The organism is Fusibacter sp. A1, from assembly GCF_004125825.1.
Taxonomy (GTDB): Bacteria; Bacillota; Clostridia; order Peptostreptococcales; family Acidaminobacteraceae; genus QQWI01.
The window spans coordinates 95,698-118,292 of sequence record NZ_QQWI01000008.1 but is presented as its reverse complement, the minus strand read 5'-3'; the positions used below and the strand labels follow the sequence as shown (position 1 = coordinate 118,292).

19 protein-coding genes and 2 tRNA genes are annotated in these 22,595 nt (G+C 39.1%); 16 read left to right on the top strand and 5 right to left on the bottom strand.

Features of this window, described 5'->3' with window-relative positions; translation table 11 throughout:
- The first annotated feature begins 19 nt into the window (after window positions 1–19).
- Window positions 20–796, top strand: a complete 777-nt coding sequence (locus tag DWB64_RS12715) for an MBL fold metallo-hydrolase (RefSeq protein WP_129488627.1) — start codon at window positions 20–22, stop codon at window positions 794–796.
- 136 nt (window positions 797–932) lie between these two features.
- Complete coding sequence (locus DWB64_RS12710; RefSeq protein WP_129488626.1) at window positions 933–4,721, top strand: adenylate/guanylate cyclase domain-containing protein; 3,789 nt, start codon at window positions 933–935, stop codon at window positions 4,719–4,721.
- Window positions 4,722–5,345: 624 nt separating this feature from the next.
- Here DWB64_RS12710 and DWB64_RS12705 read toward each other — a convergent pair.
- A tRNA-Leu gene (locus DWB64_RS12705) sits at window positions 5,346–5,429 on the bottom strand.
- A 169-nt stretch (window positions 5,430–5,598) separates the two neighbouring features.
- On the opposite strand from DWB64_RS12705, the gene DWB64_RS12700 reads away from it, so the two are divergent.
- The 6 genes from DWB64_RS12700 (at window position 5,599) to DWB64_RS12675 (ending at window position 10,191) form a co-directional block, all read left to right on the top strand.
- Window positions 5,599–5,922, top strand: coding sequence for a two-CW domain-containing protein (locus DWB64_RS12700; protein ID WP_129488625.1), 324 nt, complete (start codon window positions 5,599–5,601; stop codon window positions 5,920–5,922).
- 157 nt (window positions 5,923–6,079) lie between these two features.
- A complete protein-coding gene (locus DWB64_RS12695) occupies window positions 6,080–7,162 on the top strand; it encodes a helix-turn-helix domain-containing protein (protein ID WP_129488624.1) in 1,083 nt (360 codons plus the stop codon).
- Window positions 7,163–7,195: 33 nt separating this feature from the next.
- A complete protein-coding gene (locus DWB64_RS12690; RefSeq protein ID WP_129488623.1) occupies window positions 7,196–7,816 on the top strand; it encodes a class I SAM-dependent methyltransferase in 621 nt (206 codons plus the stop codon).
- Window positions 7,817–7,947: 131 nt separating this feature from the next.
- Window positions 7,948–8,964: a hypothetical protein gene (locus DWB64_RS12685; RefSeq protein WP_129488622.1), complete on the top strand. Its 1,017-nt coding sequence runs from the start codon at window positions 7,948–7,950 to the stop codon at window positions 8,962–8,964.
- Between the two features lie 252 nt (window positions 8,965–9,216).
- Window positions 9,217–9,591, top strand: coding sequence for a DUF2500 domain-containing protein (locus DWB64_RS12680; protein ID WP_129488621.1), 375 nt, complete (start codon window positions 9,217–9,219; stop codon window positions 9,589–9,591).
- Between the two features lie 21 nt (window positions 9,592–9,612).
- Entirely contained in the window at window positions 9,613–10,191 is a 579-nt protein-coding gene (locus DWB64_RS12675; RefSeq protein WP_129488620.1) for a DJ-1/PfpI family protein, read from the top strand.
- 51 nt (window positions 10,192–10,242) lie between these two features.
- Here DWB64_RS12675 and DWB64_RS12670 read toward each other — a convergent pair.
- A tRNA-Arg gene (locus DWB64_RS12670) sits at window positions 10,243–10,319 on the bottom strand.
- 121 nt (window positions 10,320–10,440) lie between these two features.
- On the opposite strand from DWB64_RS12670, the gene DWB64_RS12665 reads away from it, so the two are divergent.
- Window positions 10,441–11,220: a hypothetical protein gene (locus DWB64_RS12665; RefSeq protein WP_129488619.1), complete on the top strand. Its 780-nt coding sequence runs from the start codon at window positions 10,441–10,443 to the stop codon at window positions 11,218–11,220.
- Window positions 11,221–11,326: 106 nt separating this feature from the next.
- Here DWB64_RS12665 and DWB64_RS12660 read toward each other — a convergent pair whose 3' ends face one another.
- Window positions 11,327–11,953: a YkgJ family cysteine cluster protein gene (locus DWB64_RS12660; RefSeq protein ID WP_164980398.1), complete on the bottom strand. Its 627-nt coding sequence runs from the start codon at window positions 11,951–11,953 to the stop codon at window positions 11,327–11,329.
- 122 nt (window positions 11,954–12,075) lie between these two features.
- Between DWB64_RS12660 and DWB64_RS12655 the strand changes: the two genes are divergently transcribed.
- The 4 genes from DWB64_RS12655 (at window position 12,076) to DWB64_RS12640 (ending at window position 15,108) form a co-directional block, all read left to right on the top strand.
- Complete coding sequence (locus DWB64_RS12655; RefSeq protein ID WP_129488617.1) at window positions 12,076–13,059, top strand: ATP-binding cassette domain-containing protein; 984 nt, start codon at window positions 12,076–12,078, stop codon at window positions 13,057–13,059.
- A gap of 4 nt (window positions 13,060–13,063) precedes the next feature.
- Complete coding sequence (locus DWB64_RS12650) at window positions 13,064–13,861, top strand: ABC-2 family transporter protein (protein WP_129488616.1); 798 nt, start codon at window positions 13,064–13,066, stop codon at window positions 13,859–13,861.
- On the top strand, window positions 13,845–14,642 hold the full coding sequence (locus DWB64_RS12645) for an ABC transporter permease (protein WP_129488615.1): 798 nt from the start codon (window positions 13,845–13,847) through the stop codon (window positions 14,640–14,642). The genes DWB64_RS12650 and DWB64_RS12645 overlap by 17 nt, the downstream gene beginning before the upstream one ends.
- A gap of 85 nt (window positions 14,643–14,727) precedes the next feature.
- Entirely contained in the window at window positions 14,728–15,108 is a 381-nt protein-coding gene (locus DWB64_RS12640) for a lipopolysaccharide assembly protein LapA domain-containing protein (protein WP_129488614.1), read from the top strand.
- Window positions 15,109–15,159: 51 nt separating this feature from the next.
- Here the strand turns inward: DWB64_RS12640 and DWB64_RS12635 are convergent, their stop codons facing one another.
- Window positions 15,160–15,405 carry a DUF2892 domain-containing protein gene (locus DWB64_RS12635; RefSeq protein WP_129488613.1) on the bottom strand — a complete coding sequence of 82 codons (246 nt, stop codon included), beginning with the start codon at window positions 15,403–15,405 and terminating at the stop codon, window positions 15,160–15,162.
- A gap of 268 nt (window positions 15,406–15,673) precedes the next feature.
- Between DWB64_RS12635 and DWB64_RS12630 the strand changes: the two genes are divergently transcribed.
- Both DWB64_RS12630 and DWB64_RS12625 read left to right on the top strand, forming a co-directional pair.
- A complete protein-coding gene (locus tag DWB64_RS12630) occupies window positions 15,674–17,416 on the top strand; it encodes a response regulator (protein WP_129488612.1) in 1,743 nt (580 codons plus the stop codon).
- A 161-nt stretch (window positions 17,417–17,577) separates the two neighbouring features.
- Window positions 17,578–18,894: a pyridoxal phosphate-dependent aminotransferase gene (locus DWB64_RS12625; protein ID WP_129488611.1), complete on the top strand. Its 1,317-nt coding sequence runs from the start codon at window positions 17,578–17,580 to the stop codon at window positions 18,892–18,894.
- Between the two features lie 93 nt (window positions 18,895–18,987).
- On the opposite strand, the gene DWB64_RS12620 is transcribed toward DWB64_RS12625, so the two are convergent.
- Window positions 18,988–20,232 carry an NAD(P)-dependent oxidoreductase gene (locus tag DWB64_RS12620; RefSeq protein WP_129488610.1) on the bottom strand — a complete coding sequence of 415 codons (1,245 nt, stop codon included), beginning with the start codon at window positions 20,230–20,232 and terminating at the stop codon, window positions 18,988–18,990.
- Window positions 20,233–20,467: 235 nt separating this feature from the next.
- Between DWB64_RS12620 and DWB64_RS12615 the strand changes: the two genes are divergently transcribed.
- On the top strand, window positions 20,468–22,585 hold the full coding sequence (locus tag DWB64_RS12615; protein WP_129488609.1) for a HEAT repeat domain-containing protein: 2,118 nt from the start codon (window positions 20,468–20,470) through the stop codon (window positions 22,583–22,585).
- The last annotated feature ends 10 nt before the right edge of the window (window positions 22,586–22,595 follow it).

Sequence of the window (22,595 nt, the reverse complement as noted above, 5' to 3'; positions counted from 1 at the left end):
AAGGGGGAAAGATAAAGCGATGAAATTTAAAATATATGGTGTCATGGGCTCAGTATCTGGTGGTCAATCTAATCTAGGTAGTAATACGACATGTTTAATGGTAAAAAATAATAAAACCGAAATTGTATTTGATGCAGGTTCAGGTTTGATAAATTATATGAACCAATCAAGGCTTAATAAGTTTACTCTTTTTATTTCTCATTATCATCTAGACCATATCTTAGGTCTACCATTTATAGCTCAGATATATGACAAAGATAATTCTTTCGATATATATTCACCAGACCTGAATGGGTATAATGTTCAGAACGCCTTGGAAACACTCATGGTTGAGCCAATATTACCAATGAAACCTAATTATATGGGTGCTAAACTAAACCATCATGAGTTAAGGAACAATTGTACAATACACATTGATGGTTTAACAATAAAGGGGATGTTAGTTGACCATCCCGGTGGCTGTATGATTTATTCAATTGAAGAAGAAAACAAAAAAATATCTATACTAACAGATTTACCTGATGGTATGGAAGAAGATAAAGATATTATGAGTTTTTGTAAAAATTCTGACTTACTTTATATGGATGCCTTCTTCTTAAAAGAAGAATTAACGACAGCTACATTACGTTCATATGGTCATGCTAGTGTTGAGTCTGCAATTAATATTCTAACAAAATCAAATTCGAAGAAACTTGTATTAGGACATCATCAATCAATAAGAATTTATAGCGCATTAAGCAAGTATGAGACGGATTGTATATTTGTTGGTAGAGAAATGCAAGAATATGAGATTTAGAATTCTGAGCGACACGAATGGATGTACGATATAAGGACTTGTGCTTTAAATAAAAATGTATAACCGAATAGTTACTAATAGGCTTACTTTTATAGAAATTACTATATTGTTATTTTAAACAGGTAGGGGGTTGAATATGAAGAATTTAGTTCCAGAATTGATTTATGACGAAATGAAATGTAATAGGTACAGTGGTGTACTTTGTGGATATACAATGTTTGCTGATATATCGGGTTTTACCTTGATGACAGAACAACTAATGTTAAACGGATCTGAAGGGGCAGAAATTCTGTCAATAATCTTGAACAAAATATTTGATCCTTCAATAAAGTTCATTTACCAAAAAAAGGGGTTTATATCAAACTTTGCAGGTGATGCTTTTACTGCTGTATTTGACGAAAGAGAAGCATCCGTGATAAACATATTACAATCAGCAAAAGAAATTATAGCTTTATTTGAGTCAATTGGCAGGCAAAAAACTCGATTTGGTGAATTTGACCTAAAAATTAAAATTGGCTTGTCATATGGTGATATTAATTGGGGAATAATTTCTGGTGATACAATTAAATCATATTATTTTAAAGGTGACGCAATCAATAATTGTATTGAAGCCGAACAACATTGCATGCCAAATGACATATGTTTTGACGATGTCTTTCTTTCGAAGATAGCCAATCAATCTAATGTAGATTATCAAAGAATTTCAAAGGGATACTATTTATTAAACAAAATCAATGATGTAAGTAACATAAGATATCCTTTATTATCTTTTAATGAGGAAGAGACTATTTTTTTTCCAAGTTCCATTGTTAACCTTACTATACAGGGGGAATTTAGGAAAGTAGTATCATGTTTCATTTCTTTTGATGAGAATGACAATATCGATGATTTCTTAAAGGTTGTGTTAGATTTATCAATAAAGTATGGTGGTTATTTTAATAAGATAGATTTTGGAGATAAAGGTGGAATCGTAGTTGTAATTTTTGGTGCGCCAGAATCCAAACCACAGTTCTTAAAAAAAGCAGTGATGTTTTCATCAAAAGTAATCAAGTTACCCCAAACTAATTCAAAGATAGGTATGTCATATGGAGTGGCTTATGCAGGCTTTGTAGGTTCTAATATAAGGCAGGAGTATACTGCATTAGGTGTTTCGGTCAATTTCGCAGCTAGGTTAATGACTAGTGCGACTAGTGGTAAAATTGCATTAGGAGAAAGTATTAATAATGAAATAAGACATTTGTTTGAAACCAGTGTACAAGAAAATGTGATAATCAAAGGGTTCACTAATCCAATTAATATATACTCAATTGAAAAAAGCAAAAACAACCTAGTAAATCAAGCGCCATTTACCTCAAGAACTCATGAAATTAAACTCATAAAAAACTATATTGATCAAAGCAATAGCGCGAATTTTCAAGGTGTTGTTCATATAAAGGGTGAGTTAGGTATTGGTAAATCAAGGTTAGTCGATGAATGTATTATTGATTATAAGAAAAGTGTTGAAATACTTACATTTGTAAGTGATGAATTATTTAGATCAAGTCTAAATCCTATTAAAAGAGTATTATGTGATTATTTTAATATAAACACAAATAACAATGCCTTTCAAAATACCAAAATATTTCAGGAAAACTATAATAAATTATACATGATTCAAAACGCCAATCCAGAAGAACTAGATCAACATATTGAGTTTATTGCTAACATCATGGACTTACATATCCCGGATTCAATACTACCATCTATGGATCCGAAAATCAGATTTGAAAATATGATGTATTCATTTGAATATTTTATATATCTCATTTCTACAGAAAGACCAGTGATACTGCGAATAGAAGATTTACAATGGTTTGATGCTGACAGCATAAAATTTTTGAAACACGCAATCAATTCATGCAATGATTCATCGTTAATCGTGATTATAACTAGTAGAATAGATGAGGACGAAGTGTTTACTAATACCTCAGAATGGTGTAATAATCATGAATTAATAGATTTAAAAGCTTTTACACTAAAAGAAACAGAACTGTTCTTAAAAAATACTTTAGGGTGTTTAGAATTACCTACCTCTACTAGAGATACAATATATGCGATTACAGAAGGTTCGCCTTTTTACTTGGAGCAACTTATTATTTATTTAATGGAGACAGGAGCTTTTGAGGATGACCTTACATTGAAAAGTGACAATTTGAATTTACCTAATTCCATTGATTCCATTTTTCTCTCAAGAATAGATCAATTAAGTAATTATATAAAATCATTTGTTAAAAAAGCATCAATCCTTGGTACAATATTTCCAATTGAGATTATATCACGTATGCGTATTGATGGAAGTGTCAATGATTATTTGATAAAAGGTATTGACGAAAACATATGGGTATCTATGGATAAATTCAAGTATATGTTCAGGCATACATTATTCAGAAATACTGTATATGAGCTTCAGCTTAAGTCAGAAATTAGAGAATTACACAAATTAGCTGCTAGAGAAATGATAACCGTATACAAGGAGTATTTGGATAATAAAGCCAGTATTATTGCTTTTCATATGGAGAAAGCACAACAATATAATGAAGCAGTTAAGTATTATGTTATGGCTTCTAATTATAACTTTAGTAATTATAGATTAGATGATTGCATAAATAATTTAGATAAGATTACTGAGTTAAAGTCTTACGTTACTAAACAAGAGATGTATGAGGTTTTTGAGAAATATGCAGAGATTTACTACTTGAAAGTTGATTATGAAAAATCAATCATATATTGTAAAAAAGCATTAGAGATATGTGAATCAAAAAACCAATCAGTGAAGATAAATCTTAAAATTGTAAGAGTCTACAATGTGACAAACCACGATAAATCGATCGAAATGTACGAGGAAATAGAAAGTTTATTAGATGAACTCGATGATGATGTGAAAGCTGAGTTTGCACTCAGTAGAGGTATTATATTGCTTCACAGCGCGGAATATGATCAAGCAGATATTCTATTAGATAGAGGGCTTACTTGGGCTGAAAAAACAAGTGATATCCAAATGCGAACATCAATATATAACTATAAAGCTTATATTTTAGTAGCACGAGGAAAGTATAATGAAGCAATAAAAATGTACAAGGAAATCCTTCTCACTAAAAATGAAATTAAAGATTACTATGGGCTAACCAATATTTTCTTGCATATTGGTATTGCCTACTATTACTTAAATGATTATCAAAATTGCATAAAATATTATAAAAAAACTTTGGAAAATGCTATTAAGCTTCATGATAGAAGAAGTCAGGATGCAGCAAAAATTAACTTAGCAAATGTATTAAAGGACATTGGTCAATATGAAAAAGCAACTTCCTATTTGCTGCCGATACTAGAACATCGCAAAAAAAATAACGATGGTTTTGTATTGATTTATATCTATAATAATTTAGGTGCCATATATAAAGCTTCTGGTGATTATATAAATGCTATTAATGCTTTAGAGCATTCTAATAAATTTGGGGTTGAATATGATCATTACAAAGCAACACCAGAAAATAATCTTTTATTGGCAGGTATATATGACGATCAAAATAGACTTGAAGAGGCAATTGAAAAGATTGAAGAAGGATTAAATCTAGCTGAAAAGCACGATGTTTCGCAGTTGAGTTTATTAAAATTGATAGAATATCGTGTTAAGTTTAAGTTGCTTTCGGATCAACAAGTCAATCAACAGAAAATTATAGATTCTCTCATTGATTACGGAGAGCATATTACGGATTCAGTTTTGAAGGCTTATTATCTGAAGGAGTTAGCCTTTATGTATAAAGTTATAAATAAGAAAGCATTTAGAGTAACAAAAGAAAAAGTAATACGTTTACTCGAAGAAGTTTACCGAACTATACCTAAAAAAGAAATTATTGACAATATAAATGAGGTATCTAATTTGTAAGTTGAAGTCAATTAATGATGAAAGTTTAATATTTTCAGATAACTGGTTATTGATAAAATGATAACAGACTAGGATTTCAAGACCCAATTTTATATGCAGTTAATAGCAAAGCAGGTTATTTTATTGTACAAACTTAGATAGTTTCAGAAGGAGTCGGCTACATTCTATATCATATAACGACAATCAGAAAGAATTAGAATTAGACAATATCTAATTGTAATTTAATCAGAAAAATTACATGAAGCATTATTTACAAGACTAAACGAACTACAGAATCAAGAGACATTATCAGCTCAAGAACTGACAAAATATGATGAGTCAAACAATGTAGGAAAAATAAAAGAAAGTGACATTTGTGAGGTGTTTGATAAGTACCGGTTTGTAGTGAGAGATGCAGACAAACGAAAAGTGAAATTGGTAGTTAGGAAATTTATAGTCGAGTAGATGTTTATGAAGATCGTGTTGAAATAAAATTCAATGCAGCCTCTTCTTATGTTAATTTCGATTTGGTGTTGCTTGAAGATTGTGCAGTTGGGAGGACTGGTACCGACCTCAATTGTTAGTCAAAATTCTAAGAATAGCTATATATAACAAAACCCTCACGATATTTTCGTGAGGGTTTGATGGTGCCGAAAGCGGGACTCGAACCCGCACGGGTTGCCCCACTGCCACCTGAAGACAGCGTGTCTGCCATTCCACCACGTCCGCACTATAGTAGTAGTTTAACATATTCTTACTGTTGTGAGAAGATGAATTTTGTGAAGCGCCTATACCAAATTTACCAATTAAATTACATGATGCATTTCTATGGAATATTTCGACTTCTACTGGGTATGTTGATTCTAGCAAGATGCTTTTGACAGTGGAGGTGATTTGATTGGTAAAGAATTGCTGGGAATATTGCAAGTGCGGTAGGGAACCGGGAGGTATCAACAAAGATGCCCTTGGCGTTTGTCCTGCAACCACTGATGAACTTGCCGATGGTTATCTTGGTGGAACAAATGGTGGTCGTGCATGTGTTTATATTACAGGCACCTATTGTAGTGGTGAGATCCAAGAGGACTATAAAAGGAAGGTCAAAAACTGCAAAATGTGTGACTTTTATCATAGCCTAAGACATGAACATGACATCGCAATGAGCGCCTACGAGTTTGCAAAATATAAGAAGGCAAGGGGAGCTGAACTAGGAAATCATCGGTAGTAATAGCCTTACCCGGTTCGCGTATTAAATTCATTTATTAAATTCTCCAAAAACACCATTATTATGGTGTTTTTTTTATATACTATAAAAAAGATACATACGTTTTGTCGAGCGGTAATTTTAAGTATGGGCTATTCTTTAACTAAGGAGGATATTGATGGACGAAAATGAAATTAAGATCTATATTCAAAATCAAATCGGTCAGCCCATAGATAGCAAAGTGCTTGCGGATTTGGTCAAGTATTCAAAACCGCATTTCAATATGCTGTTTAAAGACAAAACAGGCATGACAGTTAAGCGGTATATCCTGAATGCTAGGTTAAGTGAGGCCTGTATCATGCTGATGGACAAAGAGAAGCAGCTTACAGAGATCGCGCTTGATTTGGGGTTTGAACATTACGACACATTTCGTAGGGCGTTTAAAGCTAAAATGTGTATGACGCCGAGTGTTTATCGCAGGATTCAATCAGAATGCGATCAAAAAGGAGAAAGTAAGATGAATCATGAGATAATCAAACAACTGAAGTCATGTTCAGACGAGGATAAGAATAAAGCGTTGGAGCTGGTCAAAGAAGTCTTGGTCGCGGCACAGCACGCGAGGAGCAACGGACTTGTGGCCTTGAGCGATTTGAAACTTCCTTTGCTTGGTCGAATGGAGTTTTATAAGAAAGCATTGTCGCTAATGATAGACGGTACCGATCCGGACCTGTTGTCACAAGTACTTGAGACGATTTTACTTGTAGGAAACTATAGCTCGCTTGAACTTTTAGAACGGACGATTGTCTTAGTAGGTATCACAGAAATTCAGAAGGGAACCAACATTCAACTGCAAAAGCCCCGTTTGCTGTCTCTTTTAGGAGAGGGCTATATCAACAAACTTGAGGAGTTGAGCGGCGATAGTTTTAAACGTACCGAGATTATGGCGCTTTTAGCAGGCATGGACAAGTCCTATGAGACATCGAATGACGTTGTCACCTTCGAAAAGCTTATACGGTCGTTTGATAAGCGGTCGCTCCAAAGAATACTAAGGGAAGTCAAGGTTGATATCGCTGCAAAAGCGATCGTCGGATTGCAGTCCGATGTTCAGCAGTCGCTTGTGGATGCTTTGTTCGGAGCGAATTTGACGATGTTGTTGAATGATTTGGAATTCTATCCATGTAGTTTTGAAGTCACTGTAATCGCCCAGAAGAACATCATCAACACGATAAGCATGCTCAGGACGGCTGGCGACCTATTGTAGAAATGATTTGTGTATGAAAGTGGAGGCGTACTGATGGAATCAAGAAAACAGTATTGGAACAATAAAATCAGGCGAATCGATGCGAGCAAGGCGATCTATGACGGTTGGCTGGATAAACACGTTGAAGCTCACGAGTTGAAGCAGACCATCGTCGAACTTGGTTGCGGTTGGGGATGTGACACACAATTTCTAGCAAGGACGGAACATAACATCATCAGCTGCGATTTTTCGATAGAGGCAATCGAAATAATCCGTGAACGATATCCCAATGTAATGACCATGCAGTTCGATATGCTGGACGGACTTCCGTTTGATGACGAACGTGTCGACATCATTGTCGCGGACTTGTGCCTTCATTATTTTGATTGGAAAAACACGGTGCTTATTTTCAATGAGCTATTACGGGTATTGATTCCCGGTGGTAAGCTGCTATTCAGAGTAAACTCATCAAAAGACACAAATTTTGGAGCAGGTGAGGGAACGGTGATAGAAGACAACTACTATATGTCTGAACGAGGCCAGAAACGATTTTTCACCGAAGAAAACTTAATTGAATTACTTGAAAACTGGCATGTCGAATCGTTAAGCGAGCTGACAATCGGCAAGTATGGCAGGCCTAAAGTAGTCTTTGAAGCAGTTGCCATTAAACGATGAGCGATTTGCCTGTGAGCTGTAACTTTTCACAGCATCTTCCAATGAGGACTAGCATAACTTAATGTGATTTAGTACAATTGAATAGACAATAGAATAAGTATTCAATACTTAGTAGAGAAGGCGGTATTCATATGGTGGGTTCATTAGTTATAGCAAAATTCAAGAATAAGTACATTCAAGCATTGATAACAGCTGTTAAAGGGAAGTTCTATTACGGCTTTGAAGTAATCACAACAGAACAACTACTGCAAAAGGTCACCTCGGAAGAAAAGGAAATCACGTATATTTATGATAAGAATCTAATCGTGAACGGGCAAAATTCGGTCATCTTGTTTGATAAGCTTGTTAAGTTCAATGAGTCTGACTTGTCCAATCCGACTGGCGACTATAAAGATTTGGCTACAGCTGTAGTCGGGCATTACAACTTGCCAAAAATTGAGAATCTGTTCGACAAACATGCCATGACTGCTGCTGAAAAGGCGGAACTGAACGAAAAGTTGGAATATGCCTATATCGCGATAGAGACCTATGAAGTGGACATTATGACGATCAGTCAGGAACGACTTGAGGCACTTAAGCATGAAGTCATTAAGTCGCTTGGCAAGCAGTATAAATTGGGGTGTTATGAGAATAGCCTGGAACATATCTGGGAGGATGTGATTCATGACACCCAGTTGCACGAAGTGACTCCAATTGAGATATTCAAAGCGTATGTAGCTTGTGGTGCGCTTACCGGTTTGACACTTTCAAGCTCTGATTTAGGATTTGAAAAAATCGAAACGACAAAAAAAGGATTGTCAACTGTCGATCTTCCTAAGACCTTACTGACGATGACTCCTGTTCAGATCGCTAAAAAATATGTTAAATCACTTAGCGAGAAGCAGATTGAGAAAATCCACAACTTCATTTTGAAGGAGTGCAGAGACCAGCAAAATAGTCATTCACCCAATTTGTGGATTTCTGACTTCAATAAAATGTGTAACGAGGTCTATCTTCTGGATCATGAATTAAGGTTCGTACCCTTAGGATTCTATGAGTTCCTAGCAAAACATGCTATCAAGACAAATGATGTCACCTTTAAACTTGATGAATGTATGATTAAAATAACGGATGAAGCATTTATTCAAGAGCAAAAACTAGCGGATTAGTGATCTGAGATAAATCACTGGACAGTCTTTGAAAGACTGTCCAGTTTTCTTTTTTTGAAGGATTGAATTTCTTATATTACATTTATCTTAAAAAACCTTATTTAAGGCTCTTTTTCTATATAATGAGGATAAGGAGTGTCTGAGGGAAGATACATAGGCACGACATTACCGTGAGATAGCTGTTCAAGCCAATCAACGGCTATGCGATGTGTATTTTCTTAAAGAGGATTAGTTTGTTTTGGAGGTTACAGGATGAGTTTTAATTTTGTGGATGGATCAGGCGGGTTTCCAATCCTTTTTGCTATCGTACCGATTTTTATTTTTATCGTTTTTGCAATCATGATCATTATGCTGCTTTCAAAGGCTATAAAATATGGTGTAGATAAAACTAAGGATGTCGAAAGTGTCCATGCGATAGTGTTGAGTAAACGCCAGCAGGTATGGGGGGAGCGTACACATACCTATTATTTCGCCACGTTCGAACTTACGGGTGGACAACGTGTTGAATTTAGTATTCCAGATTCTAAAATTGGTTATCTGGTAGAAGGGGATGAAGGAACACTTACCTATCAAGGAAAGCTTTTTGTCGGATTTAGCAGGCAGATTCAGACAGCGAGTATCATATAGGCTTTTAGAAAGGATTTTGTGATGAAACTATTACTTATCATGACAAAAGGCGTTGAGATGTTGGAAGCGAGCGCGTTTATCGATGTGTTCGGTTGGTACAGGGATATCAGCAAAGGGGATATCGAAGTGGTCACATGCGGTTTTAACAGGCAGGTGGTCAGTTCTTTCAACTTAAAATTTGAAGTTGACCTTTTAATCGATGAGGTACATGGTCCTGAATTTGACGCAATCGCCGTACCTGGCGGATTTGGATACTATGGCTTTTATGAAGAAGCCTTTGACGTACGGCTCTTGAACCTTATCAATTGGTTCAATCAGCATAAAAAGATAGTCGCTTCAGTTTGTGTAGGAGCTTTGGTCCTTGGTAAAAGTGGTGTGCTTGACGGCAAAAATGCGACCACCTATCACTTAATGGACGGTCGAAGGCAGAATCAGCTAAAAGCGATGGGGGCAAAAATCGTAGAGGCTCCTGTGGTGGTTGATGATCTGCTTATCACTTCATGGTGTCCTTCCACTGCTCCAGAGGTTGCGCTAAAAACATTGGAACTGATGACATCTAAGGAAACCGCTGACCAGATCAGGGTAATGATGGGATACTGATGACGCAAAAAAACACTCTATGTTCCATAAGGAATTCAGAGTGTTTTCATTTGGCGTGCCAAGCGGGATTTGAACCCACGACCTACGGCTTAGGAGGCCGTTGCTCTATCCAGCTGAGCTACTGGCACGTGTGAGCGGACTATATGTTAAAATGATGTCCTATACTAGGATAACCAATAAAGTGCATATTAACAAGCATTTTTTGCATATTTATGGTTTTAGAATAAAATTTTTAGGAGAATACACCCAATGAATAAATTCATAGACTTGCTGCTCAAACCGCTGAAAGACGTACTTCTGATCGTACTACCCATCTATGTGGTCGGCTTTTTGATAGGAATCATGGAAAAAGTGATGCTGACAAATTACTATTCGAGGTTTGGAATGATAGGCGTAAAAGTGACTTCATTCATCGGCACGCCTTTTCATGAACTTTCACACGCACTGACAGCACTTGTTTTCGGTCATAAGGTTACACAGCTCCAGTGGTTCAATTTTAATTTGAGCGGAGTACAAGGTTTTGTAAACCACAGCTATAATCCAAGCAATGTATATCACCAGATAGGAAACTTCTTTATAGGAATAGCCCCCTTGATTTTAGGTAGCCTCTTCATAGTTTTACTTTATCGCCTGTTACTGAAAGAAAGTTATCAACTGCTGATGGAAGAGGTGATGCGTTCTGTCGTATCCATTAAAATGGAAAATGTATTTAATCTATTTAAAATTACGGCTAAAAGTCTGATTGACTTAAAACAGTTTAAACGCTTGAAATACTGGTTGTTCATTGTGTTGTCGTTCAATATAGCCCTTCACATGTCGCTTAGCGATGCGGATATTCTGGGTAGCCTCAAAGGCATAGGGTATCTGTACCTGCTGTTTCTTATTCTAAGGGCTGTGCCTATCAGAAAACTAGGAAAAGCGATTGACGACAAATTGATAGCGTTACAACGTATGTTGCTTGTTTTCTTGACCATTGCGTTGGTTTTCAATCTATTTAATCTAGTCTTGTCCATGGTTGTTAGTATATAAAAGAAAGCGGATCATTCCTGTTGATGGGGAGTGGTCCGCTTTTTCTTTTTGTATCTTAGCTGTGTATCATCTTGTGAAATGGTTTTTGATTCTTATGCCGGAAACTTTATTCCCTACCTACAAGGTAGTCATACATGTAGTAAAACATGGGGTACTGTCTTTTGGATGCGCCGGTATCAAGGTCGTTCAACCATTTAAAAGAATCGATATCCTGTTTGAATGGAATGAGATTTGCCTGCCATAGTGGAGTGAGGACACCTAATCTGATATAGTCGCATACGGATCCGAAGTTGATACGATGCTGGTAGGCAACACCTGTTGTACGACAGGTGATAGGACGGCTTTCATAGATGGTACAGCTTCCTTCATTTGAAAGAAAGACACATGGAAGGGTCACTTCATATCTGTCGGGGTGCTGATAATAGTCATCGTTTACTACGTCGATGGTCTGCTTTGAGAAGTACGTTTCATGAAAGTCCGGCCAATTTTCTCTGAACAGGTCCATTAGTGTTTCGGCTCTCAGACTCAGTTCGTTTTTTTCGGTTTGGCTAAGGCTGTCTACTTGCTCTTTGATGACTGCGAATTCAAGTTCGGATATTTCAAAAAACTGACTGCAGCATGAGGAGCAGCCCTTAGAGCAAGGGGGTTGAAGCCTTTTGCCTTTATAATGATTCGTGATGGTTTCATCAAGTTTCCGATATAGGTCTGTTAGTTGATCAAGTCTTGTGTTCATAATGCCTCCTCTTGTAGTGACATTCATCATACAACAATCAACCTTGTAATGCAATTGTAATATTCATCCACTTCATTATTTGTTATACTATACAACAATATACATAAAAAGGGGGGGTATTTATGGCAATCATCGAAGTAAACAACCTAGTCAAGCATTACAAAGTAAAGACAAAAGCACCTGGATTCAAAGGGAGTATTCAGTCGCTTTTGAATCCCCAGTATCAGGAGGTCAATGCGGTAGGCGGAATATCCTTTTCTGTAGATCAGGGGGAGATCCTCGCATTTATCGGACCGAACGGGGCAGGAAAATCCACGACCATCAAGATGCTCACAGGAATCCTGCATCCGACTTCCGGTGACATGTCGGTCTTGGGGATGAATCCCACGCGGGACAGGAAAAAGCTTGCCTATGAGATCGGTACGGTGTTCGGGCAAAAATCGCAGCTATGGTTCCATCTACCTGCGCTTGATAGTTTTCAGCTACTGGGTAAGATTTACGAGATAGAACCCAATAGGCTCAAAAAACGTATCGATCTCTTAAAGGAACTATTCGACATTGGAGATTTGATGAACATACCTGTGAGAAAACTGTCGCTTGGGCAGAGGGTCAGATGTGAGATCGCAGCGTCCATTCTACATGAACCGCAGCTCATATTTTTGGACGAGCCGACAATCGGACTCGATGTGGTGGTCAAGCAAAAGATCAGGGAGCTGATCCTACAACTGAACAAGGAAACGAAAACAACCATATTTTTAACTTCACATGACGCCGGCGATATCGAACAGCTTTGCAAGCGCGCGATGATCATCAATCACGGTGAAGTCGTTTTGGATGAGTCGATCAAGAGTTTAAAATACAATTACTTGAATAAAAAAGTCATCAGCATCAAATACGAGGAGCCCATCCAGCTTGCGCATCCTCATCTGAACATCATCAAACACAAGGGCAACGGACTTAAGGTAGAAGTGGACACCAGTTGCCAGAACATAGACGATGTGCTCACAGACCTTATCAAGCTTGGTAAAGTGAACGACATCACCATCACAGAAGCACCGCTTGAAGAGATCATCAGTACGATCTATCTTAAGAAGAAAAGTGGGTGATGAGATGAGGAAGATAGATAAGTATTTTGAAGTGATGAAGATCACCTTGTCGAACAAGCTGGTCTACTTTTGGGACTATCTTAGCAACAATCTGTTTTTTGTATTCATCATGTTCGTGTACTGGATGCTCTGGAAGGCCATTTTTGCTAGTAAAGGCGATGTGGTAGGCGGTTTTACACTCAACAGCATCATGTGGTATCTGGTGGTCACTGAACTGGTCACTTTGTCTAGGCCTAACGTGCACATGCAGATCACAAAGGATGTGAAGGACGGCAGCATCGCCTACTTATTGAACAAGCCTTATGACTATATCCTATACAATTTTTCTTTGTTTTTAGGTGAGACAGGAATCAAGCTGATGACAAACGGCTTAGTGGGTCTCCTTGTAGGACTAGTGTTTGTCGGTCCGTTAAATGGGGCGAATCTGCTGTACCTGCCATTTGTGCTGGTTTCAATTGTGCTCGGTTGCATGCTCAATTTTTTCATCTACATGACCCTCGCGCTTACCGCATTTTGGTTTGAGGAAAACCAGGCCTTCTTTTGGATCTATTCGAAGCTTGTGTTTACCATGGGAGGAATGCTGATTCCTATTGATCTTTTCCCGGAGTGGCTGCAAAAGATCGCTGTGTATATGCCTTTCGCCTATGTCACCTATGTTCCGGCGAGATTAGCCGTACATTTTGACATGGGGCTCTTTATCAGCAATGTCAGCGTTCAGTTGTGCTATGTAGTGACGTTCTATCTATTGGCTAATGTGCTTTACAGAAAGGGGGCTCGACAACTCAATGTTCAAGGAGGCTAAAGGCGCCCTAAGACTGATGGGCCATTATATGAAGTTCAACCTAGCTGCGATGATGGAGTATAGGATGAGCTTTATCATACAAACACTGGGAATGGTACTTAACAATTCAGCGTTCATCTTTTTCTGGTGGATTCTCTTTAATACGGTGGAAAACATCGGCGGATATGGATTTGAAGATGTCATGCGTATTTGGGCGCTGACATCCACTGCATTCGGCCTTTCGAATATCTTTTTCGGCAATACAAGATTCATCACTCAAATCATTATGACTGGCGAGCTGGACACCTATCTGCTACAGCCCAAGGATCCGATCATCAATTTGATCTGCTCAAAATCAAACCTCTCATCATGGGGAGATGCTGTTTACGGACTGATACTGATCTCACTTGTTGAACAATTCGCGGTACCTAAGATCGCACTCTTTCTTCTGCTGAGCATGACCGGAGCGCTTTTGTTTACAGCGGTGATGATCACGTTCCATTCGCTTAGCTTTTATGCTGGAAACATGGAGGCGTTTGCAGGACTGATGACAGAGTTCATGGTCACATTCAGCATCTACCCCGAAGGCATATTTGGCGGAGCCCTGAAGTGGGTCTTGTATACTTTGGTTCCAGTCGCTTTTTTAGTGTACCTGCCAAGAAGCATCATCATGAACTTCAATTTAGCCCGATTGCTCTTGGTGCTGCTGGCCGTAACGCTATGGATCATGGTCGCATATGTGTCGTTCTACCGTGGACTTAAACGCTATGAGTCCGGAAATTTGATAGTGAATAGGGTCTAGTGATTTTTTTTGTGATAATTGGGTAATCATAGCAATAGCAATTATCATTTCTTCATTAGGTAGGATTCTTTTACAGGAGGCCGACATGCAAAAGAATATCGTGATTATTTTATTATGTTCAATAGGAATTGCGGTCTTTGCGATTCTTAATGCGGGCGCTGTGCCTGTTAATTTGATTTTTACTAAAGTCAATGTTTCTGCGGCGCTTGTGATTCTTATTTCAGCGAGCTTAGGCGCCATCATCGTATACTTTTTAGATACGGTCAGCAGAATGAAGTCGAAAAAGTCAAAAAAAGAGTTTGAAAAGATGTTATTGAAGATGACCAATGAAAATCAACAATTAAAAGAACAGATTGAGGATTTGAATGCCGAGCTGATTGAATGTCAAGTCAATTTGAAGAACTCGGTGAAGAAAGCTAGCGGCAAGAAAGAACTCATTAAAGAGGTTGAAGGTACAAACCAATAAAAAAATCGCCGGTTTCGGCGATTTTTTTTATTGGTTTGAATCACTCTGATCTTATGCAGACTTGCTATTTATCGAGTCCGAAGTTTTGACCACGGTTCTCATTTCTACCTTAAAAGCTTTAAGTATAAGCTCCATCGGACAGAAGCCCGTTGTCGCTGAGATAATGAGCATGGTTCCTACTAGGCCGGTGAAATATAAGAAATACTGGCTTACTGTAACACTCAGGATGACGCTGCCTAAGACAAAAATTCCTGCGATCAATCGAATGATAGATCCTTTTCCATTTACTAGAAACATTGATAACCTCCAATTTTATTAGTACAAAACCTTGATGATTCTAGGTTCAGTATACCCTTTTCAATCGTTGATTAGCAAGCTAAATAAATAAGGAGTAACATTGAATTTTCAAGATGCTGCTTCAAATATGGTATGGATATTTGGAGTAATATTAGGCAATAGCTGTGTCATCATGCATAAGTGGTGAGGTTTCAATTAATTCTCGTAAAGTCTGGTCCTTAAATCGGGGTATAGATAGAACAACCACATTATTGTTTGACGAGGTGATATGATGAATGTATTTTGTTATGTTGAATCAAAAATGCTAACCATGATGTTACATGACTATTTTAGTAAAGCCAGCATCACGAGTCAATTCTTCGATAAGGAATACTTGAAGGTACATGGACTGGACCTGAGTAAACCAGATTTTGTTGTGGTGGATATGACCCTGTTTACTATAGAAAATTCTGAACTTGTTCAAATTGTAAAAGAAAACTTCGGGTATTCAACCGATTTGATTGTTTTGACTGAAGAGGTGGAAAGGTCTGATAATAGGAGCAGTGAAGTCTTTTATGTGAGTGCGACTTCTAGAATGGAACTGGCTGACGGATTTAATGAGGCGATAGAGATCAGAAAGGAAAACCTTATTAAATTGCATGATGAGTTCAATGAGATAAAGAAGAAAAAGCGGGTATTGGTCGTGGACGACAGTGAGCTGCACCATGAGCATCTGAAAAACATCTTTATGAACACCGAATTCGAGCTCGAGCATGCCTTTAACGGCGAAGAGGCCATTGCACTGGTTAACCGAGATGTGCCCAGCCTTATCATCACTGACTTTGAGATGCCTAAGATGAACGGAGTAGAGCTTTGTAGCGCGATTAGAAAAACCAAATACGGTTACGCGCTGCCGATCATACTTGGAACCAGTTATACGAGTGAGACAATTCAGCGGGATACCTTTAATGCCGGTGCGGATGACTTTATTTGCAAACCATTTGTCAAAGAGGAGCTGCTCAACAAGGTGAACAGTTATTTTGGCAAGGATAAGAGAATTGAAAAGATACTCATTGTGGATGACAGTGAGATGATCAGAAAAATACTGCAGCACGCGCTTGTCAAAATCGGATATACCGTCATTGAAGCGAAAGATGGAGTAGAGGGATATAACAGTGCCTGCAAGTACAAACCAGATATCATCGTGACGGACCTTACGATGGATAAGATGAGCGGATACGAGATGATAGAGAAAATCAGGCAAACACCTGCGATCTCAGAAACACCTTGCCTTGTTGTGAGTTCGATGTCTACCGAATACGATAAAAAGCTTGCCGAAAAGTTAGGTATAAGCAAGTATTTTGTAAAACCTTTTAAGGTGGATTACCTTCTTTTGGAGATTGAACATCTCTTTCTTGAAAAATACCGTGAACTCGCACTTGAAAACGAGTTTCTCTTAGATACGATCAATACGTTGATATGCGCTCTGGAAGCTCGTGACAAGTACACCCAGGGCCATTCTGAGCGTGTGACTCGATATGCATGTCTCATTGCTGAAAAGATGAATCTTGATGAAAACGAGATAAAGATTATTGAAGCGGCATCTAAACTTCATGATATCGGTAAAATTGGTATCAGGGACGAGCTGCTTTTAAAACCGAGCAAACTGAGCGAGCTAGAGTTCAACCTGATTAAAAATCATACGATTATCGGAAAATCCATTTTGGGTGCGTCGAAAACGTTTAGAGAGGTTGTACCGATCATGTATTATCATCATGAGAGAGTTGATGGTAAGGGCTACCCCGAAGGGCTGTCTGGTGAGGACATACCGCTTGGGGCAAGGATCATCGCCGTCGCCGACTCCTTTGACGCGATGACATCGAACAGACCCTATAGGAACAACTTATGTGTGGATAGGGCCTTAAAAATATTGATTGATAATGTGGATACACAATTTTGTCGAAAGTGCGTGGAGGCATTTCTACTCATCAATCCCGAACGCCTTAACCGGATAAAAATGGGACTGGAATAGCAGCTAATTATGACATATTGTTTTTGTTCAAAATATAACAAAAAGGTTGAAAATCCAAAATGTGATGTTAGAATGGACTTAGGTGTCTGAAAACGTTTTACTAAAGGACACTCAGCCATATGGGGCACAGCAATTTAAGACTATTTCTGAGGAGATTTCGTATGAGTAAACCAATTCTTTCATCTCACTTTGAGTCAAGAAAACCATCGGACGTGAGATTAGCACAAATGAAATATGACGAGCGTAAAGTCAAGCCTGAAGCTGTTATCAACGTAGGTATAGGTAACGTATCACTTCCGACTAATCCGGCTATGATGAAAAGAATGTTTGAACTTAACGCACCGGGTAGTCCGTTTGAAAATGGCGTTGTGAGATATTCAGGTACTGCAGGTACACTTGAATGCCAGGATGCATTTAAGAACATTCTAAAATGCGAAGGTTTTGATACGAGCAAGTTGCACGTTCAGGTTACTGACGGTGGCTCTGCCGGAATGGAGCTTTTACTTATCGGAGTTTGCGGACCTGCAGGTTCGGATGAAAAACCACTGATGATGATTGATCCCGCTTACACGAACTATATTTCTTTTGCTGAAAGATTAGGACGAAAAACAGTCACTGTTAAACGTCAGTTAAGTGAAGACGGTAATTTTGATTTGCCTGAACTTAGTAAAATTGAAGAATCGATTAAAGCGAATAATCCAGGAGCACTTCTTGTTATTCCTTATGATAACCCAACTGGTCAGCTATATGACCACAATACTCTAGTTGATCTTGCCAAGCTTTGTGTTAAATACAACATGTGGATGATCAGCGACGAGGCATATAGAGAGCTTTACTATGAAGAAGGTAAGGATCTTGTGAGTATTTGGGGTCTTACAGATGCCGAAGCACCAGGAATCGAAGGCAGAAGAATCAGTATCGAGACAGCATCGAAGGTTTGGAACGCTTGCGGTCTTAGAATCGGCGCTGTGATTACCGATAGCGCTGAGTTCAACAACCGTTCTGTTGCAGAATACACTGCGAACCTTTGTGCTAACGTCATCGGCCAATATATCTTTGGTGCCCTTGCTCATGAGACAAAAGAGCAAATCGCTGCTTGGAGCAGTGAGATCAGAGGATACTATAAGGAACACATCCTTAAAGCTTATCATGGATTCAAATCGCTTGAGCCTGGCTTAATCGTATCTAGTCCTGACGCTTCGATCTATACGGTTCTTGATGTGAGAAACATCGTAAAACCTGGTTTTGATGCGATCGATTTCGTACTTTACTGTGCACAAGAAGGTTCTGTAGTGGTTGATGGTGTAGAAACTACGTTACTTGTGGCTCCTATGAAAGGCTTCTATGACATTAAGGCTGGAGAAGTGAATCCAGGAAGCACGCAGTTTAGAATCTCCTTTGTTGAAACACCTGAGAATATGGCTAAGATTCCATATCTGTTTGTTGAATTGTTAAGACAGTTTGAAGCACAAAGATAAGTATAAAATCAATTATTTAGGGTAGGCCGTAGGCCTACCCTTTTTGTTTATGACATAAGGTTATTTAATGAAAAACTACAAGCTAGAAATTGCCTAGCTTGTAGTTTTATTTGTTAAATATTCCTCGATTGCATTTGAGGTAAGTTTTGAATATTTTACAGCTTCGACTACGGTCATAGCGCCAGTCACCACATCACCAGATGCAAATACGCCTTCGCGAGTGGTACGACCTGCATCATCCGTGATCACCAGTCCGTATTTATTGGTGCCGATGTCTTTTGTGTTTGAAACGATATTGTCTCGTGGTCCTTGGCTGACTGCGATAATGATCGAGCTTGCTTCAATCATCCCGGTGCTTGAAGGATCTTCATGCCAAATCAAGGCTCCATCGCTATCCTCTGTGGAATAGGTCTTGATGTACTTGATTCCTTCCCGCGTCAATTCAACAGGGAGCTTATTGAACTCGAACTTGACTCCATCTGCCTGAGCGTATAATCGATCCTGCTCATTGGCAGGCATTTGCTCAAGCTCTTTGCGGTAGACAATGCTAACGTTTCGACTGCCGTTTCTAAGCGCTGTACGTGCCACATCCATCGCAGCATTACCAGCGCCTATGACACAGACATTGTCTCCAAGGGCATACACATTGGGGTTCTTAAGGTAATCCAGTCCATAGTGGACGTTACCTAGCGATTCGCCCTTGATTTTCAGCTTATTGGGTTTCCACACGCCTGTGCCGATGAACACTGCATCATATCCGTCTTCAAAAAGATTGTCGAGGGTGAGGTTGGGCCCGATGAGCGTATTTGGTCTTATCACAACACCAAGTGCGATCAACTTATCGTGGATACGGTCTAGAATGGATTTTGGCAGCCTGAATTCAGGAACGCCATATCTTAAAACACCGCCGATTTTGTCGTTTGCCTCAAAGATGGTGATCTGATAGCCCTTGATCGCCAGGGTCATGGCAATGGTGAGTCCGGCAGGTCCTGCTCCGATGATTGCGACCTGTTCTGAATTTTTCGCCTTGATCTGGTAGTCCATGACCGTCAGGTAGTAGTCTGATATGTAATTCTCAATTGAACTGATATGGATTGGTTGCTCTTTTTTATTCAGTACGCAGTAACCTTCACATTGGCGCTCGTGAGGGCAGATCAGTGAACAAACCACTGAAAGGGGATTGTTCTCGAATAAAAGCTTGCCGGCCTCTAGGATCCGGTTGTTTTTAAAATAGCTGATAAACGCGGGTATATCGGTAGAAACAGGACAACCCTTTATACATAACGCGTTTTTACACTGCAGGCAACGCTTGGCTTCTAAAATTTCATGACGACTCATAAGATGCACCTTCTGTCTTAAATATAGTTTAATGAAAATAGTAACACAGAATTCAAGGCTAGTAAAGCTGTGAATCAACAAATTTGGGCATTTAAATGGTTAAGCAGCGATTTGGTGAAGATGATCTTCAAAGATACTTGACCGGTTACTAGATTATTTGTGCTCGATTAGGGTAATTTATGAATAACGTCAAATGCAATAAGACATAGTTTGGTGTAAGGCGAGGTGAGCGGATTTGACTGATGTGAATAAGGACTTTGCTAATAAAAGTAAGTTTGAATTATCTGAGCTTATGAACCTAATACAAGGTCTGATGATACTCGAAAAAAATACAGGCATGTATCCTGAAGGACACAGCGCAATTGATAGCGTCAGTGAACGCTTATTTGTTTTATTGGATGAGTTTTTTACAAGGTCTCCTGTGATCAGCATTACTGCAATTAAAAACAGGTTGATCATCAACGATATGGAGCTTGCTTTAAAACAGGCGGGTCTTCAGGAGTTCGCTCTTTTTCTCAGCCAGCGCGGCATTCACACCCTGCTATTAAAAAAAGGGCTGCAAGCAAAAGAACTTCAGTCGTTTTACCGTCTTGTACTTGAAGTATCACCTAAAACCGTACTTGAAGAATATCCGCTTGTAGAAGAACAGATCAAGTCGCTTGAGTATGTATCCATCAGCGAAATGGACCTTAGTGTTGTCTCGTATGATGACGATTCGACAGGAAGCGCTGACATGGCAAGAGCTGATAAAACATCCCTATGGGAACGGCTCATTAGGGGACAGCTGTCACAAGAGCAGATAGCGAATAATTACACTCATATCTTGGACGAGTGCTATCATAGGTCAAAGCAAGGCGGTCAACTGGTAGATAAGAAGAAAGTGTTTGAAACGATCAGTAAAATGTTCCCTGAGTTTACCAGCGAGCTTAAGGAAGTCATCCTTTCGACGTCCTTTGAAAAACTAAATGGTTTTAGCGAAGAGTTCGAGCTTGATGAGTTTATCAACGCAATTTCTATAGAAATGACTCAGGCTTTTCTTGAGCATGCGAGTCGTCAGAACAAGGAGATCTCACCGGCACTCATAAAACTGATAAGCGCGTTCTCGCAAACGGACAAGCAAAAGCGAAAAGGAGCAGCTAAGCCGGGGGAGGAACCAAGTATCCATTATAAACAGATAGAAAAGCTTTTTGAAAGAGAACTTTATGAGGACTATGTACCTGATGAATATGGTGAGATCCTTAGTGACATAAGACTCGGCGACAGCCGCGAAATTGAAATTGATAAGGAGTCGTTTGATGCAGAGGGCTACATCGAGGCGCTTGATTCATCCTATGTGAACAAGCGTGTTGTCGGTGCCATTTTGAAACTTATAGATGGCGAACTCGATCAGCAGGCTTTTTATGATTTTGTAACGGATATCGCAGGGATGCTGCAAGGTTTTCTTCATGAGGCAGAATATGCCCTGCTTCTCCATATCCACCATGTACTCCATCGGCATAACATTCAAAGCGAAGACCAGAACAGAAGCCTTGCCATCGCGTTTGTCTTAAACGCTTATTCCGAACTCGCGTTTACGAGTCAACTCAAAGCTGATTATCAGGGTTTACTTAAAAGTAAGACCTTTGGTGCAGGTTTTGATGAGCTGAACGAGCTGATTGTACTGAGTGGTAAGAAGAATCTGACATGGCTTCTTGACTGCTTTTTAGAGGCTACAACTGATATTGAACGACAGAAGGTTTTTGATCTTGTCGTCAACTTCGGCAATAGCGCTTCGATAGCAGCGCTTGATAAGATAGGCGAGGTAAGCGATGAGCAAATTCCAATACTTCTACGAGTGGTCGAAGTCGGATGGGACCATGCCATTAGTGCGAGGCTTAGGGAACTGCTGGAGAGTCATGAGCTTGAGGTGCGGATCGCTGTTATCGACCTATTTTTAAGACATCATGACAGGTATGCGATTACCACGCTTAAGGAGTTGCTGGACTCTAAAAAAATGGAAGAGGCAGTGCAGGCGCTAGCCCTGATTCGAGCATGTGCGATAAACGAAATGGCTCCCCATTTAGCGGAGATGATCAAGGTATTTTATGTCTCTGACGACTCCCTAAGGCTTAATAGAGAGCTACTCGACACGCTTGCCAGTCTCAAGGAAATCGAGGTATTGCCTACGCTTGAAAAGATCGCGCGCCACAATGTCTCATTAACCCTAAAAAACTTGAAAAAGACACAGCTACACCTTTACGGCACTTTAAAGTCCTACCCGCGAGAAAGCATTCAAAGTATGCTGGAGTATTGCTTGAATGTACGAGATGAGAACATCAGAACCCTATGCGAACAGTTAAACGACAAGGTGTAAGAAGGTGCAT